This window comes from Candidatus Eisenbacteria bacterium (genome assembly GCA_005893275.1).
GTDB lineage: Bacteria > Eisenbacteria > RBG-16-71-46 > SZUA-252 > SZUA-252 > WS-7.
Map to the genome: position 1 here is coordinate 49,772 of VBOW01000032.1, position 25,217 is coordinate 74,988.

Genomic DNA, 25,217 nt, shown 5'->3' on the forward strand with positions numbered 1-25,217 from the left:
CGTTGAACATCGAGGTGCGCTCGCTCCTGCGCGGAGCGGGGGATACGCGTTCCTTCGGCAGGCGCCTCGGCGCCCTGGCACTTCCAGGCGACTGGGTCGCCCTCACGGGCGATCTGGGCACCGGCAAGACGACCCTGGTCTCCGGGATTGTCGACGCCGTTCATCCGGGGATGCGGGCACGGAGCCCCACCTACGTGCGCGTGGAGGTTTACGGCGAAGCTCCCGCGATCGTCCACGTGGACCTTTACCGCTTGCAGGCCCCGGGGGAGTGGGACACGCTCGGAATCGAGGATCTGGCGGAACGGGGAGCAATCGTGCTCGTGGAATGGGCCGACCGCGCGCCGGACCGGCTCCCGGAGGGCCGGCTGGACCTGTCGCTTCGCTACTCCGGCGAGGCCGCCCGTGAGATTCGGATCCAGGCGCGTGGGGAACGCTGGCTCACCCTTCTCAAGGAAGGGAAGCTCGACCGGGAATATTGGAGCGATGCGCTATATCCTCGGGATTGATACCGCGAATCGCTTCGGCTCCGTGGCGCTCGCCGAGGACGGCTCGGCGTCCGTGTGGGAGGGCCTCGCTCCGGGGGAGCATTCGAGCGGGCTTTCGCGCGCGGCGGAGAGGCTTCTTCGAGAACGAGGTCGGACGCTTCGCGATCTCTCGGGAATCGCCGTCTCGGGCGGTCCGGGATCGTTCACCGGGCTTCGAATCGGGCTCGCGTGGGCCAAGGGCGTTTGCTTCGGGCTCCCGGTCAAGTTGACGCTCGTCTCGGCGCACGAGGCGAACGCGTACCGGCACCGGCGCGCGCAAGGCTTGATCGCGACCGTGCTCCCGGGGGAGCGGGGCCAGGTCCAGGCTTCGCTTTGGTCGGCGGGCGCGGCCTGCCTCTGGGGGCCCGAGCGCGTTTCCGAGGAGGACCTCGCAGAGGTCCTCCTCGAGGCCGCGGGCCCGGGGAACACCGCAATCGCGGTCGCGGCACCGGACCTGAAACCGGAGCTTCGCGAGCTGCTCGAGGAAGCGGGCTACGTCCTCCTGGACCGCGGTTCTAATGATGAGAGGGGAAGCGGCGCCGATTCCCCCCCGCCTGCCGCGGCCGCCGTGGCCGAGCTGGGCGATCGGAACCTGCTCGCGGGGCAGAACGAGGATCTTGCGGGAGCCGTGCCCTTCTACGGGCGCACGCCCAACGCGAGGAAGCCTTCGTCATGACGGATCAGGATTCGGTCCGGATCGTGCCGCTCACGGCCGAGCATCTGGACCAGATCGTCGCGATCGAGCGCACCTCGTTCAGCGACCCCTGGACGCGCGGCATGTTCGAATCGGAGCTGGACGCAGCCGCGCGGGGCTACGCTCGAGGGGCGATGCGGGGCGAAGATCTCATCGGGTACCTGCTTGCCGTTCTCATTCCGGATGAAGCCCACATCGGTAATCTGGCCGTGCATCCGGCCCGCCGGCGGCAGGGCATCGCCCAAAGGCTCCTGGATGAGCTCGTGCGCGACGCGGCGCGGGCGGGTGTTCGGAGGGTGACCCTCGAGGTCAGGCAATCGAATCAGATGGCGCGTAAGTTCTATTATAAGAACGAGTTCATCGATATCGCGATTCGAAAGAACTACTACCGGAGCCCGGTGGAGGATGCTATCGTGATGTATCGCGTCCTCCCGGAGGATCCGAGCGTATGAGCTGGCTGAAGAAGTCAAAAGAAGGGCTCAAGACGCCGCAGCGGAAACGGGAGCTGCCGGACGGTCTCTGGACCAAGTGCGAGGACTGCGGCGAGATCCTGTACCACAAGGAGCTCGAGCGGAACCTCTGGACGTGCACGAAGTGCTCGTACCATTTCCGCATTTCGGCTCGGACCTACCTCAAGATCCTCCTCGATGAGGGGTCCTTCGTCGAGCGCTTCTCCGAGGTGGTTTCCACCGACCCGCTCAAGTTTCGCGACACGAAACGCTATTCCGACCGGCTGCGGAAGGCCCGCGAGGAAACGTCCCTGAGCGAGGCGATCCTCATGGGTGAGGGGACGATCGAGGGCCGTCCGCTCGTGATCGGCGTGATGGATTTCTCGTTCCTCGGCGGGAGCCTGGCCTCCGCGTCCGGGGAGCGGATCGCGCGTGGAATCCTGCTCGCGCTCGAGACCCGGCGGCCGCTCGTGCTTCTCTCCTCCTCGGGCGGCGCGAGGATGTTCGAAGGCATTCTCTCCCTCATGCAAATGGCGAAGACGAATGCCCTCCTGGCCCGGCTCTCGGATGCGGGGGTCCCATACATTTCGATCATGACCCACCCGACGACGGGGGGTGTGACCGCGAGCTTCGCCTCGGTCGGGGACGTGATCCTGGCCGAGCCACGCGCCCTGATCGGCTTCGCCGGACCCCGCGTGATCAAACAGACCATCAACCAGGAGCTTCCGGAGGGGTTCCAGCGCTCGGAGTTTCTCCTCGCGAAAGGGATGGTCGACCGAATCGTGCACCGAAACGAGCTTCGGAGAACCCTCGCCTGGCTGCTCCATTTCTTCGCGGCGGCCGCTCTCTTGCCTCAAAAGCCGCGCCGGCGCGCGGGGGAAACCCTGGCCCGATTCCGCGCCGTGGGCGGCCCGGTCGCATCCACGCCGCCTCCCCCGCCCGCACCGGAGGTGCAGCTCAAGCCGTTCGAGTCGGAATCAACGCCGAGCGTGAATGGAGCGCCCGGCGTGGAGAGCCCCGAGGGTCCCGCCAGGCCCCCCGCCGAAACGCCCGGTGAAACGTCGGGGACGACGCCCGGCGGTTCCGCGGCGTTTCCCGCCGATCGGGAGATACCGATCCGCGAATGAAGGCGCCCGCGAGCGCCACACTCACCCGGCGCCTTGACGCCATGTATCGCTTCGAGCGCAGCGGAATGCGCCCGGGGCTCGTGGGGATCGAGCGCCTGCTCGAGGCGGCGGGCAGGCCGGACCGCGCGTTCGCGTCGATCCTCGTGGCCGGGACGAACGGCAAGGGCTCCACGGCGGCCCACCTCGATTCCATCCTCCGCGCCGCCGGGCTTCGAACGGGCCTTTACACCTCGCCCCACCTCCTCCGATTCCACGAGCGGATCCGCGTCCAGGGTCGAGAGATCGGGGACGAGACGCTCGAGACCCTGCTCGAGCGCTGGTGGCCCCGGTTCGAAGCCCAGGGTCCCTCCTTCTTCGAGGCGGCGACCGCGCTCTGCTTCGACCATTTCGCGGCCTCGAATCTGGACATCGCGGTCGTGGAGGTTGGCCTCGGTGGCCGGCTGGACGCCACGAACATCTTGAGCCCGCGCGTCTCGGTGATCACCACGATCAGCAGCGATCACCGCGAGATCCTGGGCGACACCTTGAAGCGGATCGCGGCCGAGAAGGCGGGAATCATCAAGCCCGGCGCCACCCTCGTGTGCGGCGTCCGGGGACGGGAGGCCAAAGCGGTGATCGCCGCCGCCGCATCGCAGAAGGGGGCGAACGTGAGCTGGCTCGGAAGCGCGGCCCGCTACACCACGCGCGGCTTGAGCCTCGATGGAACCGAGTTCCAGCTCGAAACATCCTCGTACTCAGGGAGGCTTCGCACGAATCTCTTGGGAAAGCATCAGGCGAGAAACGCGGCGCTCGCGGCGCTCGCGGCCGAAAAAGTGCTCGAAAGCCGCCCGCCGGCGGAGATCGCGTCGGCGATCGCGCGCGGCATTCCTCGCGCGCGATGGCCCGCCCGGGCCGAGCTGGTTCGCGAAGAGCCCCCCGTGTTGGTCGACGTCGCCCACAACGCCGAGGGCGCCCGCGCGCTGGCGGAGACGGTCGGCGCGCTCTTCTCCGAGCGGCGCGTCGCCTTCGTGGTCGCGCTGTCTCAGGACAAGGCCCACGCCGAGTTCTTGAGGCGGCTGGGCTCGGTGGCGAGCCGCTTCTACCTGACCCAGTTCGAAGGCGAGCGCGCCACGCCCGCCTCCGCGCTTCTTCGCGCCGCCCCCTCGCGCCATTTGACCTGCGAGGCGATCCCCTCGATTCCAGACGCGCTCGACCGCGCGGTGGCATGGGCCGCGGAGGCCGGCGGCGTGGTCGTCGTCGCGGGCTCCTTCTTTCTCCTGGCCTCGGCGCTGCCGCATCTCGAGGTCCGCGTACCCGATGCGATTTGAAGGCCGGCCCGCCGGCCCGATCCGCGCCCTGCTCGTGGCGCTCGCCATGGCGGCCTCAGGACCGGGAAGCGGACGAGCCCAGAGCCCCGCGCCGGCCCCCGCGGCCGATGAGACCTATCACCTGAAGGCGGACCGGCTCTCGGGCTCCGCGACGTCGAACGAGGACGTCTACACGGCGATCCACGTCACGGTGGAGCACGGCACCACCACGGTCACGGGCGACTCGGCCCGCGTCTTCCGCCAGCGGGAGCTCGTCGTCCTGATGGGCGATGTGAAGATCATCGACGGCAAGACCAGGATGTGGGGGGACGAAGCATCCTACGATCGGAGGGCGCGTCTCGCCGTCCTCCGAGGCAACGTCCGTATCCAGGAAGGCACCGCGCGCATCACGGGGCGGGAGGCCCGCTTCTACCGCAACGAAAACCGGTCGGTGATCGTGGGGAGCCCTCGAATGGAGGATTCCACGAGGATCTTGACCGCCGACCAGATCGAATACGACCGGGCGAAGGACGTGATCCTCGCCTCGGGAAACGTGGTGGGCGTCGATCGCGCGGAGAGCACGACGGTGCACGCCGGGCGGGTCCGATACGACCGGCGGGGCGACTATGCGTGGGCGACCCAGAGCCCGGTCCTCACGATCGAGGAATCGGGAGGGAAGTCGACCCAGGTGCGCGGGCTCTCCATGGAATTCGACAACGCAAAACGCGCGGTCTTCACGGTCGGCGATGTCCAGGTGGAGCGCGACCAGCTTCGAGCCAAAGGGGATCGCGGGGAGTTCTACCAGTCGGAGAACCGCGCCCTTCTGGTTGGGAATCCGCGCGCGTGGGACGAGGAGGGAGAGGTTCAGGGAGACACGCTCGAGATCCGAATGGCGCAGCGTCGCGTCGAGTCTGTCCAGGTGCGCCCCCACGCCGCCGTGAGCTACGAAGCGAAGGGCGAGCGCGGGCGGGGGGAGCGCAGCCACGCGGCCGGCGACACCGTGACGCTCTTTCTTCCGGACCAGGAATCGCGCAGGGCGGTCATCGTCGGGCACGCGCAGAGCTCCTACTGGCCGGCGAGCGAGGACAGCGCCCAAGGCGGGCGCAACATCTCGAGCGGGGACAGCATCATCGTGGAATTCGCTCACGGACGGGCCCACCGGGCGACGGTGGTGGGTCGGAGCGAGGGGACCTATTTCATGGCGGCGGAAGGGGACACGAGCCGCGCGCAGCAGGAGGAGCGGGTTCGATACCGCGGCGAACGGGTCATCTACGACGTGGACCGGAACGAGGTGAACGTGGTCGGCTCGGCGGACGTGACGTACAAGGAGCTGCGCCTGAACGCGGAGCGCGTCTCGTTCAACACGAAGACCGAGCGGATGCGCGCCGAAGGCGATCCGGTGCTCTACGACGGCAGGGATCGGATCACGGGCCAGACCATGACCTACGACCTGTCGATTCGCCGAGGCACGATTTACGCGGGCAAGACGGCGTATGAGAAGGGCTTCTATTACGGGGAGCAGATCCGGAAGGTCTCCGACGACGTCCTCGACGTGAAGAACGGGAGCTACACCACGTGCGATCTGGACTCGCCCCACTATCACTTCGGAAGCAGCAAGATGAAGATCCTTCTCCACGACAAGGTGATCGCACGGCCCGTCGTGTTCTACATCAAGCACATTCCGGTGCTCGCGCTCCCTTTCTACATCTTTCCCATCAAGCCGGGGCGCCATTCCGGCTTTCAGCTCCCGCAAGTAGAGTTCGGCTCCTCGAGCGCGGGGGGGAAGTTCATACGCAACCTCGGATACTACTGGGCGGTGAACGACTACCTGGACGCGACCGGATGGGGGGACTACTACCAGGAGACGCGGTGGATCGCCCACGCGCAGACGCGGTACAACAAGCGATACCGGTGGTCGGGCGAGATCAACTCCTCGTTCGAGCACACGCTCGTATCGGGCGCCGATCGGTGGGATCTCTTCGGGCGGCACTTCCAGACCCTGGGCCCCAATTTCACGCTCACCGCGCAGGGTAACTTCGCGAACTCGAGCAATTACCTCCGCGACCAGACCATCGGCCGCTCCGTTCTGCTCCGGGTGCAGCGCAATCTCAGATCGAGCCTCTCCCTGAACAAGAGCTGGAGCGGGGCCTCGCTCAACTTCGGGCTCCTTCGGAACCAGGACCTCGATCCGGAACGGGGCGGCCCCCCCGAGATCGAGCAGCGGCTGCCCGCGGTCTCGTTTTCGCTGTCCGCACGGCCGCTGGGGCATCTCGCGCGGGGCAAGGAGCCCGCGCGCCTTCCGTGGCTTTCCTCCACGGTCTTCAGCTTGAGCTCGACCCTTCTGAGCGAGCGGAATCGATTCTTCGAGGCTCGGGCGGAGTCGACGGTCGTGCTCGACACCCTGGGGACGCCGGTCGATACAACGGTTCGATTCGTGGACGTCACGACCGCGCGCACCGCCGTGAGCCACAACATGGGGCTGACGGACGTGAGGACGCTGCTCGGGTTTCTCAAGGTGAGCCCGAACATGAGCTACACCGAGGTCTTCGTCAGCAGGGACGCCGCCGGGAACCGCAATCAGCGGGCGGGAGTCTGGCGCGGGGGGATCGACATGAATACAGCCTTCTTCGGGACGTTCCGGCCCTCGCTGGGACCGCTCCGGGGGATCCGCCACGTCGTCACCCCTTCGGTCGGTCTGGTGTATCAGCCCGCCTACCCGAAGCTCAATTACCGCGACGCCAACGGGAACCTCAAGCCGCGCTTTACCGGCCTCTCCACCTCGCTGGGCGGCCTGGAATCGCGCGCGATGACGTTCTCGATTCGGAACGACATCCACGTCAAATGGGGGAGCGCCGCACAGCCCAAGGTGATCAACAACCTGATCCAGCTCTCGACGTCCGGAAGTTACAACTTCCTCGCAGCGAGACAGGGACAAAAGCCGCTGTCCGATCTCTCGAGCGTTCTTACCCTTCGTCCGACCGACCGCGGACTGATCAGCATGGGTTTCACCCACAACCCGTACGACGGAAAGCTCCTCAGCTTCCGCGTCTCGAGCGGCCTTTTCTTCCAAGGGGTGAGGCGAGCCGAGCAGCGGGAGGAGGAGAGGGTGGACTTGGGACCCGGCGCCCAGGCGGTCGCCGCGCCGACCGGTTGGACGCCCGCGGGACTGCTCCCGGCCGGGCTCCCGTGGACGTTCGGAATTTCGATGAGCTACACCGGCTCGAGCAGCAGGCTCGCCGCCGGCGGGTACTCGCCGTGGCGCTCGAGCACCACCACGAATGCGTCCTTGGGGCTCAATCCCACGACCAACTGGCGGGTGGATTACTCGGCGCAGTTCGATTTCAAGAGCCGTCAAATGATTTCCCAGAACTACTCGGTCCGGCGCGAGCTGCACTGTTGGGAAGCGCAATTCACCCGCAGCATCTCCGGAGGAATCACCGAGTACTACTTCAAGATCAACGTGAAGAATCTCCCGGAGGTCTATTACGAGCAAGGTTCGCGCGGGTTGCGCGGGTTCGGCGGAATCGAAAATGCTTTCTAGCGAAAAACCCGCATCCCCATCAGGAATCCATTTGACACCCCGCGGGGTGCGTCGTAAGTTGACGCGTCGTTCAGCCGAAAGGAGGTGAAAAGATGAACAAGACCGAGCTCATCGCCACCGTCGCAAGAAAGACCGGTCTTTCGGCCCGCGAAGCGCGCGCCGCCGTCGAAACGCTGTTCTCCCCAGGCAAGGAAGGCTTGATCGCGGCCGCTCTCATGTCCGGGAAGAAGGTCCAGATCACAGGATTCGGCACCTTCGAGACTCGCAAGCGGAAGGCACGCGAGGGTCGGAACCCCCAGACTGGAGAGCGCATCAAGATCGCAGCGTCCCGTTTCCCGGCATTTCATGCGGGAAAGGCACTGAAGGACCGCATCAAGAAATAACCCCCCTACGACCGGATTTGCGAGGGAGCGGGCAGGGTGCACCTGCCCGCTCCCTCTGCGCTCTGGGGCCAAATTCTTGAACCCGGCATCTTTTGCGGGGTATAGTCTTGGGCGATATTGCCGATTCCAGAACGGAGGTGAGTTTCACTGACCCGATTCCGATCCCTACTCTTTCTTCTTGTCGCAGCGGGGCTTGCGGCTTTGAGCCCGCGGCTTCTGGGAAAGGGTTCGCCCTGCGACATCCTCATTCAGACCACGACGGATGTGAACGGCGAGCTCGCTCCCTGCGGCTGACACGCTCACCCGCTAGGCGGGCTCGCCCGGAGGGCGAGCCAATTCAACGTAGGCGCCATGAAGTTCCCGAACCACTTCCGCGTGGACTCCGGGGATTTCTTCGGCACGGCCGGGGAACAGGATTCCCTCAAGAGCGCCTTCATGGTTCACGCCATGGATCGGCTCGGGTACGACGTTGTCACGCTCGGGGAGCGTGAGTTCAACTTCGGCCAGGCGTTCCTTCTCGACACCTTCAAGAAAACGAAGATCGACGTCGTCTCGTCCAACCTGTTTTACGCCGACACGAAGAAGCCGTTCGTGAAGCCCTACGTCATTCGCAAGATGTGCTCCTTGCGGGTGGCGTTCTTCGGTCTCATCGGGAAGGACATGCGGATCCGCACGCTCGTGAGCGAGCGGGCGCTCGAGGTGAAAGATCCGTTCGCGACCGCAAAAGCCCTCGTCCCCGAGCTCCGGAAGAAGGCGGACATCGTGGTGCTGCTCTCCCACCTTGGGCTTACGGAGAGTCAACGTCTGACGCTGGAGGTGCCCGGGATCGACGTCATGGTGTTCGGGCATCAGCCCGGACTATTCCGCGAGATCGCGAAGACGAACGGCGTCATCAACACCCGCGCCGGCGATCGCGGGCAATACATCCCCGGCGTGCACCTGGTCATCGAGGATGGCAAGATTTCCTCGTACGACGGCGAGGTCGTGGGGCTGGACGACAAGATCCCCGCGGACGACGACATGAATCACCTCGTGGACGCCTTCAACGATGAATTGAACCGGCGCTTCTCCAACAACCCCAATGCCAACACGCCCGAGGTGCGGCCGGTCTCGGCCTCGGGGGATCATTATCTGGGAGAGAAGAACTGCCGCCGCTGCCACGAGGCCGAGTACCAGATGTACTCCAGCCAGGCCCACGCGCACGCCTTCGAGACGCTGACGAAGAACCAGCGCGACTCGACCCCCGAATGCCTGCCCTGCCATGTCGTCGGGTACGGTCAGGCGGGCGGGTTCGCGTCCAAGCAGACCACCCCCGATCTCGTGAACGTGCAGTGCGAGAATTGCCACGGTATGGGCACCAAACATCCGGAGAAGGGTGACCCCACCGCAGTCGTGGGTCCTGACGTGTGTCTCACCTGCCACACACACGAGCAGAATCCGAATTTCGACTACGACGAGGCGCTCACGCATATTGTCCACTGGCATCCGTAGGGGAGGCAGGACCGCCCTAGCCGCCCTCGCATGTCTCCTCATGGCGAGCGGCTCCCCCCGGGCGCAAAGCGTCAAGCTTCGAGCGCTCACCATTCCATCCGACTGCCAGCCGGGCAGTTGGGTCTCCTACAGCATTCAGGTGGATTCCAAGAACCGGCCCCCGCGCCGGTTCACGCAGAGGCTTGCGGTCGTCGCTCGCGAGGGTTGGGGCGAGGAGTCGGGGGCGTGGGTGGAGCTCAAGACCGCGGAAGGCGGGAGGACGCGGATCGAACGCGGATTCTTCGCGCAGGGCGAAGCCTCGGATCGGGGGCGTCTCCCGAACGCCCCGCTCGTGCTCCGGCGCTACCAGATGCTTACTCCGGACGGACGGCTCTTCGAATATCCGGTCGGCGGGGAAGGCGGGCCGATGCCGGATGAGGACATCTCGGCCATGGACCTTCTCGAATTCAAGGGAATCGCGAAGATCGATTCACTCGCGGCCGACACGCTCCGCGCCGACCGCACGGTCCTCCCCTGCAGCGTGGAACGAGTAACCCGATATGGAAAAGACGAATGGCCGGCCGAGGACACGACCTTCGTGAACCGCGCGGTCATGACGCGCACCTCGTGGAGGAATCCCTCGATCCCGGTCACCGGCTACGCGCGGACGATTCTCGAGGTATCAACCGAACGGGCTCCGGCGCGAGCCGTCGCGGATTCGGTCGCCGCGGGCTCGGCCGCGGGGGGCCCGGCCGCCGAGGAAGCCGCCGCGGGCCCGGCCGGCGCGGACTCGGCCCATTCAGCCCCCGCCGATTCGACGATGCCGATCCTCCGGCCCGCGAGCCGACGGTTCTTCTACCGAGCCGAGGTTACCCTGCTCCACCTGGGGAAGGACGCCATCCCGGAAATCACCCAGGCTCCGGAGCCCGCCCCGGAAGAAGGTTCGCCGCGAGCCAAGCCGGGCGCCAATCGCTAGACGCCACGCGAGCCGGCCTGACGGCGTAGGAACCACCCGCTTCAGCCGCGCCCAAATTTCTCCAGATACCCCGCTTCAAGGCCGATACCTGCGACGTGGCCGGCCGGTGTGCGGCCCCGGTCCGTAAACCCTTATTCAGGCGTGGGAGTATCTATGGCGCAAGGTGGGCGCAAACCGCTCGGGCAGAGCCTCGTGGAGCAGGGACACCTCTCGCGCGAGGGACTCGCCCGCGCGCTCGAGGAGCAGCGTCGCACGGGACAGGCCCTCCGGGAGGTGCTTCTCCGGCTCGAGCTGGTCTCGGAGGAGGCGATCCTCGACTACTACGAAGGGCAGCTTGGGATTCCGCGCATGGATCTCACGACCTACGTCCTCGAGCCGGAAATCGTGCGCCTCGTACCCGAGCGGATCGAGCGGCAGTTCAAGCTCGTCCCGCTGTTCAAGATCGGAGACACCCTCACGATCGCGATGGTCGATCCTCTCGACATCGTCGCCTTGGACGAGGTGAAGCTCGCCACTGGGCTCGAGGTCGAGGTGGTCGTCTCTCCGGAACCGCAGATACGCGAGGCGGTGGATCGCTACCACCCGCTCGGCGGCGGGCTCGAGATCCTCGTTCGGGAGCAGGGGCGGAAGCAAGGCGCCGTGGCCGCGGAAGCCGTGGCCCACGCCGAGGAGGACGGGCCGGTCATCCGATTCGTGAACGCGGTCGTGCACCAGGCGGTTCGCGAGGGGGCCTCCGACCTCCACTTCGAGCCCGACGAGGCCAATCTCAGAATCCGCTACCGCGTGGACGGGATTCTCCGCGAAGCGTCCATCCAATCGAAATCGATCCACCCTTCCGTCGTTTCCAGGGTGAAGATCATGGCCCAGCTCGACATCTCCGAGCGCCGCCTTCCACAAGACGGGCGTGCCCGCATCGAGATTTCAGGGAAGGAATACGACATGCGGGTCTCGACCTTCCCCACGATCCACGGCGAGAACGTGGTGCTGCGAATCCTGGACAAGTCGAGCGCGTTGCTCGGGACCTCGGAGCTAGGGCTCGCCCCGGGTCCGCTCGCCGAGCTCTCGCGGATGATCGAGCGGCCGAACGGCATCGTGCTTGTCACCGGCCCGACGGGAAGCGGGAAGACGACGACCCTCTATTCCTGCATCGGAAAGATCAACACGGTCGAGCGAAACATTGTCACCCTCGAAGATCCCGTGGAGTACCACATTCCGTCGATCCGCCAAACCCAGGTGGATCCGGACATCGGGCTCACCTTCTCGCGCGGCCTGCGCGCGCTGCTGCGACAGGACCCGGACGTGATCATGGTCGGCGAGATCCGCGACAGCGAAACGGCTGAAATCGCGGTCCGCTCCGCGCTCACCGGGCATCTCGTGCTCTCGACCCTCCACACCAACGACGCCGCGGGCGCACTGCCGCGGCTTCTCGACATGAAGATCGAGCCGTTTCTTCTCTCCTCGGCGATGCTCGGGGTGGTGGCCCAGCGCCTGGTGCGGAGGGTATGCGAGAAGTGCCGCCGCCGAAGCGCGCCGCCGGTCGAGGCGCTCGAGGAGCTGGGGGCAGGCGCGATCAAAGGCGAGTTCGTCGTCGGCGCGGGCTGCCTGGCATGCGGACAGACGGGGTACCGCGGCAGGATGGGAATCTTCGAGGTGCTGGTCGTCACCGACGAAATCCGCGACCTGATCGTCTCGCGCGCCTCGACCGAAGAGCTTGTGCGCGCCGCGCGCCGCGGCGGCATGCAGTCGCTGCGCGATGACGCGCTGCGCAAGGCGGCCCGGGGGGTCACGACGCTCCAAGAGGTGATCCGGGTCACGCGAAAGAACCTCCTCCTGGCCTCGGACGCGGACCAAGCCACGCTCCCGGCCCGCGGGTAGCCTGTGCCCGCGTTCCGATACCGGGCTCTGAGCGCGGCGGGGCAGGCGCAGCAGGGACTGCTCGAGGCTCCCGACCTGGACCAGGCGCTGGACCGGATCCATCGCATGGGGCTCACGCCGGTGCGGCTCGAGGCCCACGGCGCGCCCGGCGCCCGCGCCGCCGGGATCCCGTTCCTCCAGAAGAAGGTCACAGCGCGGGATCTGATTCTCTTCACGCGGCAGCTCGAGACCATGCTCGACTCGGGTCTTCCGATCCTCTCCGCGCTCGAGATCCTCCATGCCCAGACGACGCAGCCCAAGCTCAAGCCGGCGATCGACCGCGTACGGTCGGACGTCGAGCAGGGGTCCACGCTCACCGAAGCGTTGCGCAGGCACCCCGACTGCTTTCCCCGGATCTACGTGAACCTCGTCTTCGCGGGGGAAGAGGGCGGCCTCTTGGCGCAGATGCTGGACCGGGTCGCGAGCCTTCTCGAGTACGAGGCGGAGACGGATCAGCGGATCCGTTCCGCCACCTTCTATCCGACCCTGATCGTGACGGAGCTCGTGCTCGCGTTCCTGGTCCTGATCAAGTTCGTTCTGCCGCGTTTCGCGTCCCTGTTCCGGAATTTCAACACCCAGCTGCCCCTTCCGACCCGCGTGCTCATCGGTCTGAGCGATTTCTTCGAGCACCAGTGGATCCCGTTCGTGTTCTTCACCGCGTGCGCCGCGGCCGGCGGCGTCCTCTGGAGCCGGACCGCGCGCGGCCGCACGACCATCGACCGATTCGTCATTACCGTCCCGATCTTCGGGCCGATCTTTCTCATGACGATCATGTCTCGCTTTTCGCGCGTTCTCTCGGCGCTTCTCGGGAGCGGCATCCCGATCGTTCAGGCGCTCGACATCGTGCGCGGGGTCGTCGGGAACCGGGTGATCGAGGCCGAAATCGACAGGATGCGCGATGGCGTCGTGGCCGGCCAGGGATTGGCCGAGCCGCTCAAGGGGAGCGCGATCTTTCCGCCCCTGGTGGTCAAGATGCTGGCGGTGGGTGAGGAGACCGGCGCGGTGGACAAGATGCTCCTCCGCGTATCTCGATATTACGACCAGGACGTCGATTACGCGGTCAAGAACCTCTCCACGGCGATCGAACCGGTGCTCCTCGTCATCCTCGGCGTGGCCGTTCTCTTCACCGCTTTGGCCGTATTCCTCCCCCTTTGGAACCTCATGTCCGTGTTCCGCCACTAGCACGGCGGGCAGGCGGCTCAAGATCGGCAGCCGAATTGCCGATTGCAATTCCGGACCCAGATTAACCAAAGCCCCGATGGGTGGGGCGAGCGAGGCCAATCATGGAGGTTGTGCGTATGCATCGGAACAGTTCTGAGGGCGGTTTCACCCTGATCGAGCTCGTGATCGTGATCGTGATCCTCGGCATCCTCGCCGCGGTCGCGATTCCGAAGTACGAGGACATGCGTGAGCAGGCCCGCGTGGCCACGCTCAAGGGACAGCTCGGCTCGATCCGCTCGGCGGTCGCGATCCAATACGCGCGCAACGCCTTGAACGGCTCGGCGGCGTTCCCCGTGTTGAACGGGACCATTTTCGCCGACGGCAATGTCCCGAAGGAGCCGGTCAACAACTCGAGCGCGGTCAAGACGACGCCGGGTGTCGATAACGCGGGCGGCTGGCAGTACAGCTCGACGACCGGAATCGTGAAGGCCAACCTGAACGCGTACTCGTCCTACTAAAGCTTACCTTTCAGCGGCTTCAGGGTGGGGCTGAGGTGGGAGCGATGCGCTTCCACCTCTTGCGCCATTCTGGGGCAGATCCCGTCGTGGATCGGGGGACTCGCATGCGCTGGACCGGCGCGGGGGCAGGAAGCCTCGCCGCCGCGGCGATCGCGGCATCCGTCTATGGCCTGACGCTCTCGCCTACCGTCGGAGCGGGGGATAGCGGCGAATTGATCCTCGCGGCTCATTCCCTGGGCATCCCCCATCCTCCCGGGTATCCGCTCTGGACTCTCCTCGCTCGCGCCGCCGCTGCGTTGCCTTGGGGGACGGTCGCGCTGCGTGTCAACGCGCTCTCGGCGGTTCTAGCCGCGTTTGCCGCGGGGCTCTTCTATCTTCTCGCGGCACGATGCGGCCTCCCAAAGGCCGGGCGGCTCGCGGCCACGCTGATCTTCGCCGGATCCACCCTTCTCTGGGACTCCGCGGTCCAAGCGGAGGTCTACTCGCTCGCGACCGTCGCGTTCGTCGCGCTCTCCCTGGCGGCGTTCGCGGCCAGGTCGAAGGGAGGAGCCTCCGCCCGGGCCGACGCCATTTTCTTCTTCACGGCGGGCCTGGCGTTGCTCGCGCATCAGACCCTCCTTTTCCCCGCCGTGGTGCTCGCCATCTGGGTGCTGGCGCGCCGGATGAGCCCAGGACGGGCGGCGGCCGCCCTCGCGTGGGGGACCGTGGGTTTCTCGATCGTGCTCGCGCTGCCGATCCGGAGCGCCGCCCATCCCTGGTTCGATTGGGGCCAGGACCACAACCTGGCTTCCCTGTGGGACAACCTCATTCGACGGAATTACGGCGGCCTGCGGCAGAACGCGTTCCGGCTGGACCGCACCGTCGGTGAGATCGTCTGCATGGGGGGGCTGGTGGCCGCCTCGTGCGGGGCCGTGGGCGCCTCGCTCGCGGCGCTCGGAGCGGTGATCGCGGGCCGGAGGCGCACAGCGCTCCTGCCGCTCACCGCGGCGTCGCTCGCCATCCCCGCGGCCCTCATCGCGTTCGTCGGCTTCACGCCGGACGCCGAGCATCTCGCGCAGATCGGCCCGTTCTTGATTCCGTGCGTAGCGGTCCTGGCCCTGTGGGCGGGCGCGGGCCTCGGGAGGGGGCTCAAGCGCGCTCCAAGGTTCGCCCGCGCCCCGATCGCGGCCGCCTGTGCGCTCGCCTTGCTTATCCCGGCCACCCTCCACTACCGCCTCTGTGATCGGAACGGATTCCGGCTTCCCGAGCGCTACGGGCGGGATCTCTTGGAGCCGCTCCCCCGAGGCGCCACGCTCGTTCTGGACGGCGACAACGAGACATTCCTCGCCGCCTATCTCTCGCGGGTCGAAGGCGTGCGCGCCGACCTCGTCCTCGTCAATCGCCGCGGCCACGTCTTCGGCGACCCCTACGGTCTCGGGGGGGTTCCGCGCTCCAGGTGGACCGAGATCCAGCGCCGTGTCGATCTCGAGCGGCTCAGGAACACGGCCTCGCCGGTCTACTACGCGACCCCGCCCGAGGATCTCGTGCGATCGGGCGTCCGTTTCCGAAATGAAGGGCTCGTGTACAGGGCGGTTTTGCCCGAGCGCGCGGGCGCGGACGCGGACACGAACCGGGTGGAAGCCGGCTCCTGGGCCAGGAGCACCGACCTTCTCCCCGGCGGACCGGAACGGTACGACTACGTGACGCGGAAGCTGGCGATCACCTATTCCGCGACTCGGTCGCAGGCGCTCTGGGAGGCGGGGCGATACGAGGACGCGCTCCCTTGGTTTGAGGACGCGGCCCGGGTGGGATTCGATTTCCCGGAGGCGCGCATGAATCTGGCCGTGGCGGCGGCCGCCGCGGGAAGGCCGGAAGTCACGTTGGCCGAGCTGGTCGCCGCGATGAGGCTCGCCCCCTACGACCCGGAGCCTTCGGCTCGGCTCGCGGTCTTGTTCGCGGTCGCCGGGCGGTATCGGGACGCGGCGGTCTATTTCGAGCGGGCGTACAGGATTTCCCCCTCGGTGGAGCTCGCGGCGAACGCTGCGCGGGCCTGGTCTCTGGCCGGGGATCGGGAGCGCGCACGCTACTGGGAAGCGAAAGGATGACCCCTCGATGCTCCGCCGTTTCGAACGGGACCCCGCGCGCGGGTCAATCCCCCAACGGCTGCCGGGGATTCACGCTCCCGGAGCTCATCATCATCATCTCGATCCTTGGGATTCTGAGCTGGCTCGCCTACCCCAAGGTCGTGGCGATGGACGAGATCAAGCTGGACGCGGCCGCTCGCCGCATGGCCGCCGATCTCCGCTACGCGCAGAGCCTCGCGATGAGCAAGCGCGTGATCCACGGCCTCCTCTTCGAGCCCTCGCTCGGGCGCTACACGGTATTCGCTCCCACGTCCGGGTCGCCGATCACCGATCCCGCGGACCGGGCCAGGCCCATGCGGGTGGATTACACGTCGCGCTCCGAGTTCAAGGGGGTCCTGATCCAATCCGCCGCGTTCGGGAGCACCCCGGGCGTTACCTTCGACTATTTCGGCGTTCCGCGCGACACGGCCGGGGTCGATCTCACCTCCGATGGCCGCGTCGTCCTGAGCTACCAAGGGGTGACCGACACCGTTCTCGTCGCGCCCCAAACCGGAATGGTGACCACCCGATGAGCGCGCGCGACGCCCGCCGCGCGGACGGACCGGGCCGAGCCCCGTCCACGCGCGTCTCCGGCCGCCCGGCGGGGTTCACGCTCGTGGAAATCGTGCTCATCATCGTCATCGCCGCGGTGGCGATCCTCCCGCTCAGCATGCTCTTCGCGAACACGTCGATCCGGTCGGGGGACGCACGGAACGCGACGATCGCGGCGCAGCTCGCGCAGGCGAAGATGGAGGAGCTTGCCGCCGACAGAAACTCGCCCACCCGCGGCTTCTCCTATCTCGTCGCGGCGAACTACCCGGCCGAGAGCCCGGTGCCCGCCTTCCCGGGCTACAGCCGTTCCGTTGCGTTCGCCTCCGATTCGACCTACGACGGCGTCACATTCCGCACCGTGGGGGTGACGGTCGTCTGTCCCAACATTCCACCCGTGACGCTGACGACATGGTTCACGAGCTACTGATCCCATCGCGGCGGCGCCGCGAGCCGGGCTTCACCTTGCCCGAGCTGCTCATCGTGATCGTGGTCGCTTCGATCGTCGCGGTCGCGTTTTCAGCCATGTTCATCGAGGCGGTGAAGACCTACCAGTTCATGGACGCCGAGAAGGACATGCTCGAGGACGCCCGATACGCCGAGGAGCGGGTCTCACGCGAGCTCAAGCGGGTGAAGGACTCGACCAGCATCGTGGCCGCGAGCGCGACCACCCTCGCCTTCGTGGACCGGAGCAACGCCACGGTGAGCTTCTCCTGGAGCGGCGTCTCCGGAGCGAATCTCCTCTACACCAAGAACGGATCCTCCCAGACGCTCGCCAAGGGCGTGGACTCGCTCGCGTTCCAGTACTGGAAAGAGAACGGGACGGCGGCCGCGCCGGTTCTGTCGCCGTCCGCGACCGACATCTGGCGCGTCACCGTCTATATGAGGCTCATCAAGGGCTCCCAAACCGTCTCTTCCTTCGGCGCCGCATTCCTGAGGTCGCTATGAGCCGGCGCGCTGCGGCCCCGGACGCGGGCTTCTCGGTCGTGCTCGCGGTGTTCTCGATCCTCCTCCTCGTCACGCTGGGGATCGCGATGGTGTCGATCGTGGTCGAGGACTCCGACCTCTCGGTCGCCCACGTGCAGGAGAACCAGGCGTTCTACGCCGCGCACGCCGGGCTGGAGTACGCACTGGCCAAGCTTGCGGCGAACTGGTCCTGGGGCGGGCTTCCGTCTCCAGGGAAGAACGTCGGCGCGGGCTCCTTCTGGATCGCCCCCCCCGACGCCGTCGATGAGAACGGGAACCCGCTCCCCGCGGGAAGGAAGCGGGTCATCTCCACCGGAGTCGTCGCCGGCACCAAGCGGGAGATCCAGGTGCAGGTCACCGGCGGATTGATTTCAACCCACGCGGGCACCGGGGCGGCGGGGTATTCGGGCGACGTCGGCGCGGCCACGTCCGCCCAGCTGCGGCATCCGGAAGGCGTGGCCGTCGCGTCCAACGGGGACGTCTACTTCGCGGACACCGACAACAACGTCGTCCGCAAGGTGGCGTTCGCGACCGGGGTCATTACCACCGTCGCGGGGACCGGAAGCCCGGGATCGAGCGGCGACGGCGGGCTCGCGACATCCGCGCAGCTCAAGACCCCGGAAGATGTGTTCGTGACCGCGAGCGGCGACCTCTACATCGCCGACACCGGGAATCACGAGATCCGCAGGGTCTCTGCCGCGACCGGAATCATCACGACGGCTGCCGGGAACGGGAGCCCAGGCTCGAGCGGCGATGGCGGTGCCGCCACGTCGGCGCGCCTGAACTCCCCGAGGGGCATCGCCGTGGCGTCGAACGGAGACTTCTACATCGGCGACCGTTCGAACAACAAGATCCGCAAGGTGACGGCCTTGATCGGGCTCATCACGACCTACGCCGGGACCGGGACGGCCGGGTACTCCGGAGACGGGGCGCTGGCGGCCGCGGCGCGGCTGAACCGGCCGCAGGGAATCCATCTTGCCTCGAACGGCGATCTCTACATCGCGGATGCGCAGAACAGCGCGATCCGAAAGGTCGCGGCCGGGACCGGGATCATCACTACCTACGCGGGCACCGGCGCGGCGGGCTTTTCCGGTGACGGCGGGGCGGCGACATCGGCCCAGCTCAACGGCCCGGAGGCGGTTCACCCGAGCTCGGTCGGGGACCTCTACATCGCCGACACCGGCAACAATCGGATCCGACGCGTGTCCCCGGGCGGAACGATCACCACCGTCGCAGGCACCGGAACCGCCGGCGCGGCGGGGGACGGCGGCGCCGCCACGGCGGCCCAGCTCGACACGCCGCGCGGAATCGGCTTGAGCTCCACGGGCGCGTACTACATCGGCGATCGAAACAACAACAAGATCCGGAAGGTCATGAGCTTCGCCGTCGTGGCCTGGGTCGAGACGCGGACGTAGGGGAGGAGATCGTGGGGAGCGACGTCGAGAAAAAGCCACAGCGGAGAGGGTTCGCGGCCTTCCTTCACGGCGCGCCCGTGCGCGCGGGATCGCTCCTCCCGGCACGTATGCGGTCCCTGCTCGCCGCGCCCTGGCCGGATCTTGTGGGTGTGGACCTGAGCGACCGCGCGGTGAGGGTGGTGCGCGTGGTGAGGCGCGGCTCCCACGTCAGCCGCATCGAGAGCGCCGAGCGCGCCCTTCCCACCGCGGACCTGAAGCCGGCCGATCGCCGGGCGGCTCTGCGGAGCGCGCTCCGCGACCTGGTTCGTGAGCAGGCGCTCCGGGGAAAACACGCCTCGGCCGCCGTCTCGGGAAACGATGTGGTGATTCGGCGCATGTCGCTGCCCGAAATGAGCCGGTCGGACCTTCTGGCCGCGCTCGCCCTCGAATGCCGCAAGCACGTCAATTTCCCGATCGAGGACGCCGAGATCCGCTACGAGGTCGTGGGTCGGGAAGGCCCTGCCGAGCGCCCCGAGCTCTTGCTCAACGTTTGCGTCGCGCACCGCCGCCGGCTTGCGGAGATTCGCGAGGCGGTCGAGGAGTCCGGGCTTCGCGCCTCGCTCCTCACGATCCGGCCCGTGGCGCTTCGCGCGCTCCTGCGCGCGACCGGCGCGACGGCGCCCGATGAGGTCGTGGCCTATCTCGACATGGGAGCCGCCAACACGCACATCACGGTGCTCAAGGGAGAGGACGTTCGTTTCTCGCGCGAATTCGGGGTCGGCGGGGCGACTCTGACGGAGGCGCTCCGCGCGATCGTCGTGCCGGGGCAGGGCACGATCGAGCTCTCCTACGAGGAGGCGGAATCCTTGAAGCGGGCGCACGGGATCCCGTTCGGTCAGGAAGAGGCGGTCCAGGCCGGCCGCATCCCGCTCTCCGCAGTTTCCATCATGCTCCGGCCCATCCTCGAGCGGCTGGTGCGCGAGCTCTGGAACTCCTTCGACTACTGCAACGAACAGTTCCAGGGTGAGACCGTGACCCGGCTCGTGCTCCTGGGCGCGGGCTCCCGGGTCAAGAACCTCGCCGATTACCTGACAGGGGTTCTCAAGATCCCCGTCGCTCGGGCCGATCTTGCAGAAAGCATGGCGGATGTCGCGCCGCGGCCGATGCGCGGGGCTGCATCCGGGGCGGTCCTCCCCTCGGAATCGGGGCTCGGGCTCGCGCTGACCGAACGAGGCGCGCTCAATTTCGCGACCCCGGCCTGGGCGGGGGTCCCCTACCGGCTCGCCGAGGCGATTCCGCAGCGGGTTGCCGCGGCGGCGGCGGCGGTGCTCCTGATCTCCGTCGCCCTCCCGTCGCATTGGGGGGTCGTGCAGGAGCGGCGCAGGGTCGAGACGCTCCGGAGGGGCCTCGAGGAGCTCTCGCCGCGCATCGACTCGGTGCGGCGGTTCCGCGCGGCGCGGGAGGAAGAGACGAGGCTCCATGACTTGCTCGCCCACCTGACCGGGGGTCAGGTGCTGTGGTCGTATGCGCTGCGCGACTTGAGCCATCGGATCGGGCCCGACGTGAGGCTGACCTCGTTGGAGGTTCTGGAGCCGCAGGCGGTCGCGGGGGCGGCGGCCGCGGCCGCGCCGGTGTCCCGCGCGAGGCAGATCCGCCTCATGGGGCTTCTGCGGACGCAGAACCGCAGGCCGGAGGACGTGGTCGGAGAGCTGATGCAGTCGCTCGAAAGCTCCCCGATTTTCGTGCAGGTGCGGCTCGAGGGATGCCAAGCGGTGACGGGCTCGGTGAGCAGCTTCACCGTCACCGCGGAAATCGCGGAATAGCGGGAGACCATGACCGTTTCACTCCGACATCCGCTCTTGGGGCACGCGGCGATCCTCGCCTCGCTGTTGCTCTCGATCGGGGTCGTGCGAACGGTCTATATCGAGCCGAGGGTCCGCGAGGCGCATTCGCTTCGCTCGGGTGAGGCGCGTCTCCAGACCGAGCTTTTCGATTTGCAATCCGGCATCCATGAAATGGAGGGCTGGACCAAGGCGCACCCCGGGCAGGATCTCTGGACGTTCCACGTGCGAAAGGCGCTTCCGTCGCGGGACATGGTGGCGGCGTTCCTTCGCTCGATCGTGCCGCTGGCGAACCGGCACAAGGTCAGGACCGAGCTGATTCAGCCGGCGGGGACTCTGATGGACGAGACGGTGAGCGATGCCGCCGGGAACCCCATGACCTATCGCAGGGCAGAGCTTCGATTTCGGATCTACGCGAAGTACCAGGATCTGGGCGAGTACCTGGGCGACATCGAAGCGATGGACCAGCTCGTCGTGGTGCGGTGGGTTTCGCTTCAGAGCGCCGCCGCGAATACCGAGCTGGCCGCCGACGTGGCGATCTGGCTCTTCGGGACGCCGTGAGGGGGAGCGATGGATTGGTTCCGCGACCAGATGAAGAAGGGAATGAACCCGAGGACCTGGGTCTTGATGGGCTTCCTGGTCGGGGTGCTCTTTTGGGTTCACGCTCTCGACCAGAAGCAGAAGGCGCTCCGGGCGAAACGCCCCGCCGTGACGCTCGCGCCGGCGACGGCGATCGCTTCGTTCGATCGGAGGAAAGAGCGCGATACGGCACACGCCTCGATGACCCCGCCGGGATGGGGAAGCGATCCCTTCCAGAGGCGGGTCGCCGACACGAGGGAATCGCCCGGAACCGTGAGGGCGCTCGCCCGGGTCAGCCCGTCGCCGGCGGGAACCGGCCTCTTTTTGCAAGGAATCATGGAAGGGCCCCTGGGGAAGACGGCGCTCATCAACGGGGACATCTACCGCGAGGGGCAGCGGATCGGATCGCGGGAAGTGATCCAGATCGGTCGGAGGTCGGTGATGCTCCTCGACCATGGAAACGTCACGACGCTCATGCTCAAAGGAGAGGGTTCATGAAACGGCTGGCCGCCGTCCTGGGACTGATCGCCTGGTTGGGCGTTGGTCCCGCGGCCGCCGCATCCGGGCAGGAGGCACGGGCGTCGTTCAATTTCAAGGACGCGCGCGTGCAGGACGCGATCCGCCTCATCGCGACCCAGTTCGGCCTGAGCGTCGTCGTTGGAAAAGACGCCGGCGGCACGCTGACCGCGAACCTGAACGGCGTGACGATGGAGCAGGCCATGGCCTACGTGGCCGAGGCGACCGGGTGCGAATACACCCTCAGCGACAAGGTCCTCGTCGTGAACCCGGCGGGGCTCCAGTCGCGGGTCTTTCCGCTCCGCTACCTCGATCCCGCCGCCGCGGCCGAAGCGCTGCAGAAGGTCCTCGGCCCGCGCGGCCAGGCGCAGCCGTTCTCCGGTCGGCCGAAAGAGGGTCTGATCCAACACTCGAGCGCCTTCTCGAACGCGCTCATCGTCACCGACACGAGCGCGCGCCTGGCGGACGTGGCGCGGGTGATTTCCGAGATGGACGTGAGGCCCAAGCTGATCGCCATCGAGGCGAAGCTCGTCGAGACGACACTCGGCCACGACGAGAAGCTGGGCGTGGACTGGCAAATCCGGGCGAGCGCGACCGGGGCGACGCTCCCGACCACGTTCCCGTTTCCCAAATCGCAAGGGTCCGGAGATTTCACCGGTACGCCGAACCCGAACAACCAGGTCGGCGGCGTCGGTCCGGCATTCCCGCCGGGACAGACGTTTCCGTTCACGGTTCCTGGAGACTACGTGTTCGGGAAGCTCTCGTTCGAGGAGTTCAACGTCGCGCTCGATATCTTGAAACAGTCCTCCAGCACGAACCTGGTCTCCGCGCCGAAGATCACGACGCTCGACAACCAGGAAGCGGAGATCATCGTGGGGACGGTTGTTCCGATCGCCCGGTACGAGCACACAGAGCAGACCGGGGCGCTCCAGATTTCCGGTTACGACGAGAAGAAGGTCGGCGTCAGGCTCCTGGTCACGCCGCACGTGGGGCCCGACAGCACGATGATTCTGGCGGTCAACCCGGAGATCAGCGAGATCGTCGAATACCGCGGTCAGTTCAATGAGCGCCCCGTGACCTCGACGCGGTCCGCCACCACGCAGGTGGAAGTCAAGAGCGGCGAGACCGTCATGATCGGGGGGCTCATCCGGTCGGTCGACATGTCGATCGAGCGAAAGGTGCCCGTCCTGGGCGATATTCCGATTCTCAATTATCTGTTCCGCCACAAGACCACCTCGAAGCAGAAGGTGGATCTCATGATCTTCATCACGCCGCACTTGCTCGAGCCGTAGGGAGGGAAAAGGTCATGAATCAGACTCAGCCGCGCGCGCGGGTGCTGGTGGTGGACGACGAGGCGGACCTCGTCCGAATCCTGCAATTCGGACTCGAGGCGATCGGGTACCACGTCGATACGGCATCGGACGGACAGGAAGGGCTGAAGAAGGCCCGGGATCTGAAGCCGGACATCATTCTCCTCGACCTCATGCTCCCGAAACTCGACGGGTACAAGGTCTGCCGGCTTCTCAAATTCGACGAACGATACAAGAACATTCCCATCATCATCCTCTCCGCCCGGACGCAGGAGGGGGACCAGTTGCTCGCGATGGAGATGGGCGCGAATCGATTCGTCACCAAGCCGTACGACTTCGCCGAAGTGCTGAGCCACATCGAGACGCTCCTGAAATCCGTGCCCACGAGCTCGTAGCGTCGGGGAATTCCCCGCTTGACCTCGGGCGGCCGGGGACCGTAGCGTTGTCATGCGATCGCATCGCTCAACTCCAGCCCCTGAGATGACTCCGAAAAACACGACCGAAACCGCATCCGAACCCGCGCGCGAGACACGGACCGCTCCCGGGCCGCCCCCGATCGTGGACACCATCCTCGAAACCGTCGGGAACACTCCCATGGTGCGCCTCCGCCACCTCGCGGCCGAGTGCCCCGCGACGGTGCTGGCGAAGGTCGAATCCTTCAATCCCGGCGGCTCCGTCAAGGACCGCATCGCGGTTGCGATCGTGCAGGAGGCCGAGGCGAAAGGGCTCCTGAAGCCGGGGGGCATCATCGTCGAGGCGACTTCCGGAAACACGGGAATGGGGCTCGCGCTGGTCGCCGCGGTGAAGGGCTACCGCGCGATCTTCGTGATGCCGGACAAGGTGAGCAAGGAGAAGATCAATCTATTGAAATCCTTCGGCGCCGAGGTCGTGATCACCCCGACGGCGCTCCCTCCCGACTCGCCCGAATCCTACTACGAGGTCGCCAAGCGGATCGGGCGCGAGATGCCGGGCGCCTACCTCGCGAATCAATACTACAACCCCACGAACCCCGAGGCTCATTTCCGAGCCACCGGCCCCGAGATCTGGCAGCAGACCGGAGGCAAGTTGGACTACTTCGTGGCCGGCCTGGGGACCGGCGGGACGATCAGCGGGACGGCGCGGTACCTGAAACAGCAGAATCCGAAGATCAAGGTGATCGGGGCGGACCCGGTCGGCTCGATCTTGAGAGACTACTTCTATACGAAGAAGATGGTGCCGGCCAAGACGTACAAGGTGGAAGGAATCGGCGAGGATTTCCTTCCCGGCACCCTCGACTTCTCGATGATCGACGAGGTCATCCCGGTGAACGACGCGCAGTCGCTCAACCTCGCGCGCCGGCTCGCGCGCGAGGAGGGAATTCTCGCCGGCGGCTCGAGCGGAACCGCGCTCTTTGCCGCGTTCCAGGTGGCGCGCCAGGCGAAGCCGGGCCAGGTGGTGGTCGTCCTGATTCCGGATACGGGGGAGCGCTATCTTTCGAAGGTGCACTCCGACGAGTGGATGCGCGACAATCGCCTCCTGGATTCAAGCACGATCACGATCGCGGACGTCATGGTCGGCAAGCGAAACCACATACCGTCGCTCGTCTCGATCAACTACGACGACACGGTCGATCGCGCCCTCTCCCTGATCCGAGAGTTCAACATTTCCCAACTCCCGGTGCTCAAAGAGGGAAACGTCGTGGGCTCGGTGAGCGAGGGGGTCCTGCTTCAGAAGGTGCTCGACGGCTCGGCGCACGGGGACACGAGGGTCGAGTATCTCCTCGAGAAGCCGCTCCCGGTGGTGCCCCTCGACGCGCATCTCCCCCGCGCGATGAAGGTCCTGGCCGCGAGCAACGCCGCGGTCGCCGTGGATCACCAGGGGAAGCCCGCCGGCATTCTCACCCGCTTCGACCTCCTCGAGTACATCAATCCCTAGGCC

At 66.7% G+C, this 25,217-nt stretch carries 21 protein-coding genes and 3 pseudogenes; 22 read left to right on the forward strand and 2 right to left on the reverse strand.

All coding sequences use genetic code 11. The features are described from left to right. Positions 1-2: 2 nt before the first annotated feature. The 8 genes from tsaE to E6K76_07585 all read left to right on the forward strand — a co-directional run bounded on the left by tsaE (position 3) and on the right by E6K76_07585 (position 9,495). A complete protein-coding gene (gene tsaE / locus E6K76_07550; protein TMQ58587.1) occupies positions 3-506 on the forward strand; it encodes a tRNA (adenosine(37)-N6)-threonylcarbamoyltransferase complex ATPase subunit type 1 TsaE in 504 nt (167 codons plus the stop codon). After that, positions 484-1,200 (forward strand): tRNA (adenosine(37)-N6)-threonylcarbamoyltransferase complex dimerization subunit type 1 TsaB, encoded by a 717-nt coding sequence (gene tsaB / locus E6K76_07555; protein TMQ58588.1) that lies wholly within the window; start codon positions 484-486, stop codon positions 1,198-1,200. Before tsaE ends, tsaB begins: the two co-directional genes overlap by 23 nt. Then, positions 1,197-1,670: a ribosomal-protein-alanine N-acetyltransferase gene (rimI, locus tag E6K76_07560; GenBank protein ID TMQ58589.1), complete on the forward strand. Its 474-nt coding sequence runs from the start codon at positions 1,197-1,199 to the stop codon at positions 1,668-1,670. The genes tsaB and rimI overlap by 4 nt, the downstream gene beginning before the upstream one ends. Then, positions 1,667-2,794: an acetyl-CoA carboxylase carboxyltransferase subunit beta gene (locus E6K76_07565; GenBank protein TMQ58590.1), complete on the forward strand. Its 1,128-nt coding sequence runs from the start codon at positions 1,667-1,669 to the stop codon at positions 2,792-2,794. Before rimI ends, E6K76_07565 begins: the two co-directional genes overlap by 4 nt. Then, the gene (locus E6K76_07570) at positions 2,791-4,101 is read left to right on the forward strand and encodes a bifunctional folylpolyglutamate synthase/dihydrofolate synthase (protein TMQ58591.1); all 1,311 of its coding nucleotides are present in this window, start codon (positions 2,791-2,793) and stop codon (positions 4,099-4,101) included. Before E6K76_07565 ends, E6K76_07570 begins: the two co-directional genes overlap by 4 nt. Continuing rightward, positions 4,091-7,621 carry a hypothetical protein gene (locus tag E6K76_07575; protein TMQ58592.1) on the forward strand — a complete coding sequence of 1,177 codons (3,531 nt, stop codon included), beginning with the start codon at positions 4,091-4,093 and terminating at the stop codon, positions 7,619-7,621. The genes E6K76_07570 and E6K76_07575 overlap by 11 nt, the downstream gene beginning before the upstream one ends. Positions 7,622-7,713: 92 nt before the next feature. Beyond that, on the forward strand, positions 7,714-8,004 hold the full coding sequence (locus tag E6K76_07580; protein ID TMQ58593.1) for an HU family DNA-binding protein: 291 nt from the start codon (positions 7,714-7,716) through the stop codon (positions 8,002-8,004). Positions 8,005-8,355: 351 nt separating this feature from the next. Next, positions 8,356-9,495 (forward strand): hypothetical protein, encoded by a 1,140-nt coding sequence (locus E6K76_07585; protein TMQ58594.1) that lies wholly within the window; start codon positions 8,356-8,358, stop codon positions 9,493-9,495. Positions 9,496-10,172: 677 nt separating this feature from the next. Here E6K76_07585 and E6K76_07590 read toward each other — a convergent pair. After that, positions 10,173-10,268: pseudogene (locus E6K76_07590) on the reverse strand (heparin-binding hemagglutinin). Positions 10,269-10,603: 335 nt separating this feature from the next. On the opposite strand from E6K76_07590, the gene E6K76_07595 reads away from it, so the two are divergent. Further along, entirely contained in the window at positions 10,604-12,325 is a 1,722-nt protein-coding gene (locus E6K76_07595; GenBank protein ID TMQ58595.1) for a type II/IV secretion system protein, read from the forward strand. A gap of 37 nt (positions 12,326-12,362) precedes the next feature. Here the strand turns inward: E6K76_07595 and E6K76_07600 are convergent. Next, positions 12,363-12,470: pseudogene (locus E6K76_07600) on the reverse strand (lipoprotein Hlp). An 86-nt stretch (positions 12,471-12,556) separates the two neighbouring features. Here E6K76_07600 and E6K76_07605 point away from each other — a divergent pair. The 13 genes and pseudogenes from E6K76_07605 (at position 12,557) to E6K76_07665 (ending at position 25,214) form a co-directional block, all read left to right on the forward strand. Next, positions 12,557-12,907, forward strand: a pseudogene (locus E6K76_07605) (type II secretion system F family protein). Positions 12,908-13,126: 219 nt separating this feature from the next. Then, positions 13,127-13,546 (forward strand): hypothetical protein, encoded by a 420-nt coding sequence (locus E6K76_07610; protein TMQ58619.1) that lies wholly within the window; start codon positions 13,127-13,129, stop codon positions 13,544-13,546. Between the two features lie 101 nt (positions 13,547-13,647). Beyond that, positions 13,648-14,043 (forward strand): type II secretion system protein, encoded by a 396-nt coding sequence (locus tag E6K76_07615; GenBank protein ID TMQ58596.1) that lies wholly within the window; start codon positions 13,648-13,650, stop codon positions 14,041-14,043. A 44-nt stretch (positions 14,044-14,087) separates the two neighbouring features. Continuing rightward, on the forward strand, positions 14,088-16,127 hold the full coding sequence (locus E6K76_07620) for a DUF2723 domain-containing protein (protein TMQ58597.1): 2,040 nt from the start codon (positions 14,088-14,090) through the stop codon (positions 16,125-16,127). Beyond that, positions 16,124-16,678 carry a prepilin-type N-terminal cleavage/methylation domain-containing protein gene (locus tag E6K76_07625; protein ID TMQ58598.1) on the forward strand — a complete coding sequence of 185 codons (555 nt, stop codon included), beginning with the start codon at positions 16,124-16,126 and terminating at the stop codon, positions 16,676-16,678. The genes E6K76_07620 and E6K76_07625 overlap by 4 nt, the downstream gene beginning before the upstream one ends. Then, positions 16,675-17,124, forward strand: coding sequence for a hypothetical protein (locus tag E6K76_07630; GenBank protein ID TMQ58599.1), 450 nt, complete (start codon positions 16,675-16,677; stop codon positions 17,122-17,124). The genes E6K76_07625 and E6K76_07630 overlap by 4 nt, the downstream gene beginning before the upstream one ends. Next, the gene (locus tag E6K76_07635) at positions 17,106-17,642 is read left to right on the forward strand and encodes a prepilin-type N-terminal cleavage/methylation domain-containing protein (GenBank protein ID TMQ58600.1); all 537 of its coding nucleotides are present in this window, start codon (positions 17,106-17,108) and stop codon (positions 17,640-17,642) included. The genes E6K76_07630 and E6K76_07635 overlap by 19 nt, the downstream gene beginning before the upstream one ends. Beyond that, positions 17,639-19,075, forward strand: a complete 1,437-nt coding sequence (locus E6K76_07640) for a hypothetical protein (protein ID TMQ58601.1) — start codon at positions 17,639-17,641, stop codon at positions 19,073-19,075. Before E6K76_07635 ends, E6K76_07640 begins: the two co-directional genes overlap by 4 nt. Before the next feature lie 11 nt (positions 19,076-19,086). Then, entirely contained in the window at positions 19,087-20,877 is a 1,791-nt protein-coding gene (locus E6K76_07645; protein TMQ58602.1) for a hypothetical protein, read from the forward strand. Between the two features lie 9 nt (positions 20,878-20,886). Continuing rightward, positions 20,887-21,456 (forward strand): hypothetical protein, encoded by a 570-nt coding sequence (locus E6K76_07650; GenBank protein TMQ58603.1) that lies wholly within the window; start codon positions 20,887-20,889, stop codon positions 21,454-21,456. A gap of 233 nt (positions 21,457-21,689) precedes the next feature. Continuing rightward, complete coding sequence (locus E6K76_07655) at positions 21,690-23,282, forward strand: hypothetical protein (GenBank protein ID TMQ58604.1); 1,593 nt, start codon at positions 21,690-21,692, stop codon at positions 23,280-23,282. A gap of 14 nt (positions 23,283-23,296) precedes the next feature. After that, positions 23,297-23,695 carry a response regulator gene (locus E6K76_07660; protein TMQ58605.1) on the forward strand — a complete coding sequence of 133 codons (399 nt, stop codon included), beginning with the start codon at positions 23,297-23,299 and terminating at the stop codon, positions 23,693-23,695. A gap of 85 nt (positions 23,696-23,780) precedes the next feature. Next, positions 23,781-25,214 (forward strand): cystathionine beta-synthase, encoded by a 1,434-nt coding sequence (locus E6K76_07665; protein ID TMQ58606.1) that lies wholly within the window; start codon positions 23,781-23,783, stop codon positions 25,212-25,214. Positions 25,215-25,217 lie beyond the last annotated feature (3 nt).

Coding starts and splice junctions, on each gene's coding strand:
- E6K76_07580 (TMQ58593.1), top strand. CDS start 7,714: ATGAACAAGACCGAGCTCATCGCCACCGTCGCAAGAAAGACCGGTCTT.
- E6K76_07565 (TMQ58590.1), top strand. CDS start 1,667: ATGAGCTGGCTGAAGAAGTCAAAAGAAGGGCTCAAGACGCCGCAGCGG.
- rimI (TMQ58589.1), top strand. CDS start 1,197: ATGACGGATCAGGATTCGGTCCGGATCGTGCCGCTCACGGCCGAGCAT.
- E6K76_07575 (TMQ58592.1), top strand. CDS start 4,091: ATGCGATTTGAAGGCCGGCCCGCCGGCCCGATCCGCGCCCTGCTCGTG.
- E6K76_07595 (TMQ58595.1), top strand. CDS start 10,604: ATGGCGCAAGGTGGGCGCAAACCGCTCGGGCAGAGCCTCGTGGAGCAG.
- E6K76_07615 (TMQ58596.1), top strand. CDS start 13,648: ATGGAGGTTGTGCGTATGCATCGGAACAGTTCTGAGGGCGGTTTCACC.
- E6K76_07635 (TMQ58600.1), top strand. CDS start 17,106: ATGGTTCACGAGCTACTGATCCCATCGCGGCGGCGCCGCGAGCCGGGC.
- E6K76_07625 (TMQ58598.1), top strand. CDS start 16,124: ATGACCCCTCGATGCTCCGCCGTTTCGAACGGGACCCCGCGCGCGGGT.
- E6K76_07570 (TMQ58591.1), top strand. CDS start 2,791: ATGAAGGCGCCCGCGAGCGCCACACTCACCCGGCGCCTTGACGCCATG.
- E6K76_07650 (TMQ58603.1), top strand. CDS start 20,887: ATGACCGTTTCACTCCGACATCCGCTCTTGGGGCACGCGGCGATCCTC.
- E6K76_07630 (TMQ58599.1), top strand. CDS start 16,675: ATGAGCGCGCGCGACGCCCGCCGCGCGGACGGACCGGGCCGAGCCCCG.
- E6K76_07585 (TMQ58594.1), top strand. CDS start 8,356: ATGAAGTTCCCGAACCACTTCCGCGTGGACTCCGGGGATTTCTTCGGC.
- E6K76_07665 (TMQ58606.1), top strand. CDS start 23,781: ATGACTCCGAAAAACACGACCGAAACCGCATCCGAACCCGCGCGCGAG.
- E6K76_07655 (TMQ58604.1), top strand. CDS start 21,690: ATGGGGAAGCGATCCCTTCCAGAGGCGGGTCGCCGACACGAGGGAATC.
- E6K76_07660 (TMQ58605.1), top strand. CDS start 23,297: ATGAATCAGACTCAGCCGCGCGCGCGGGTGCTGGTGGTGGACGACGAG.
- tsaB (TMQ58588.1), top strand. CDS start 484: ATGCGCTATATCCTCGGGATTGATACCGCGAATCGCTTCGGCTCCGTG.
- E6K76_07610 (TMQ58619.1), top strand. CDS start 13,127: ATGACGATCATGTCTCGCTTTTCGCGCGTTCTCTCGGCGCTTCTCGGG.
- E6K76_07620 (TMQ58597.1), top strand. CDS start 14,088: ATGCGCTTCCACCTCTTGCGCCATTCTGGGGCAGATCCCGTCGTGGAT.
- E6K76_07640 (TMQ58601.1), top strand. CDS start 17,639: ATGAGCCGGCGCGCTGCGGCCCCGGACGCGGGCTTCTCGGTCGTGCTC.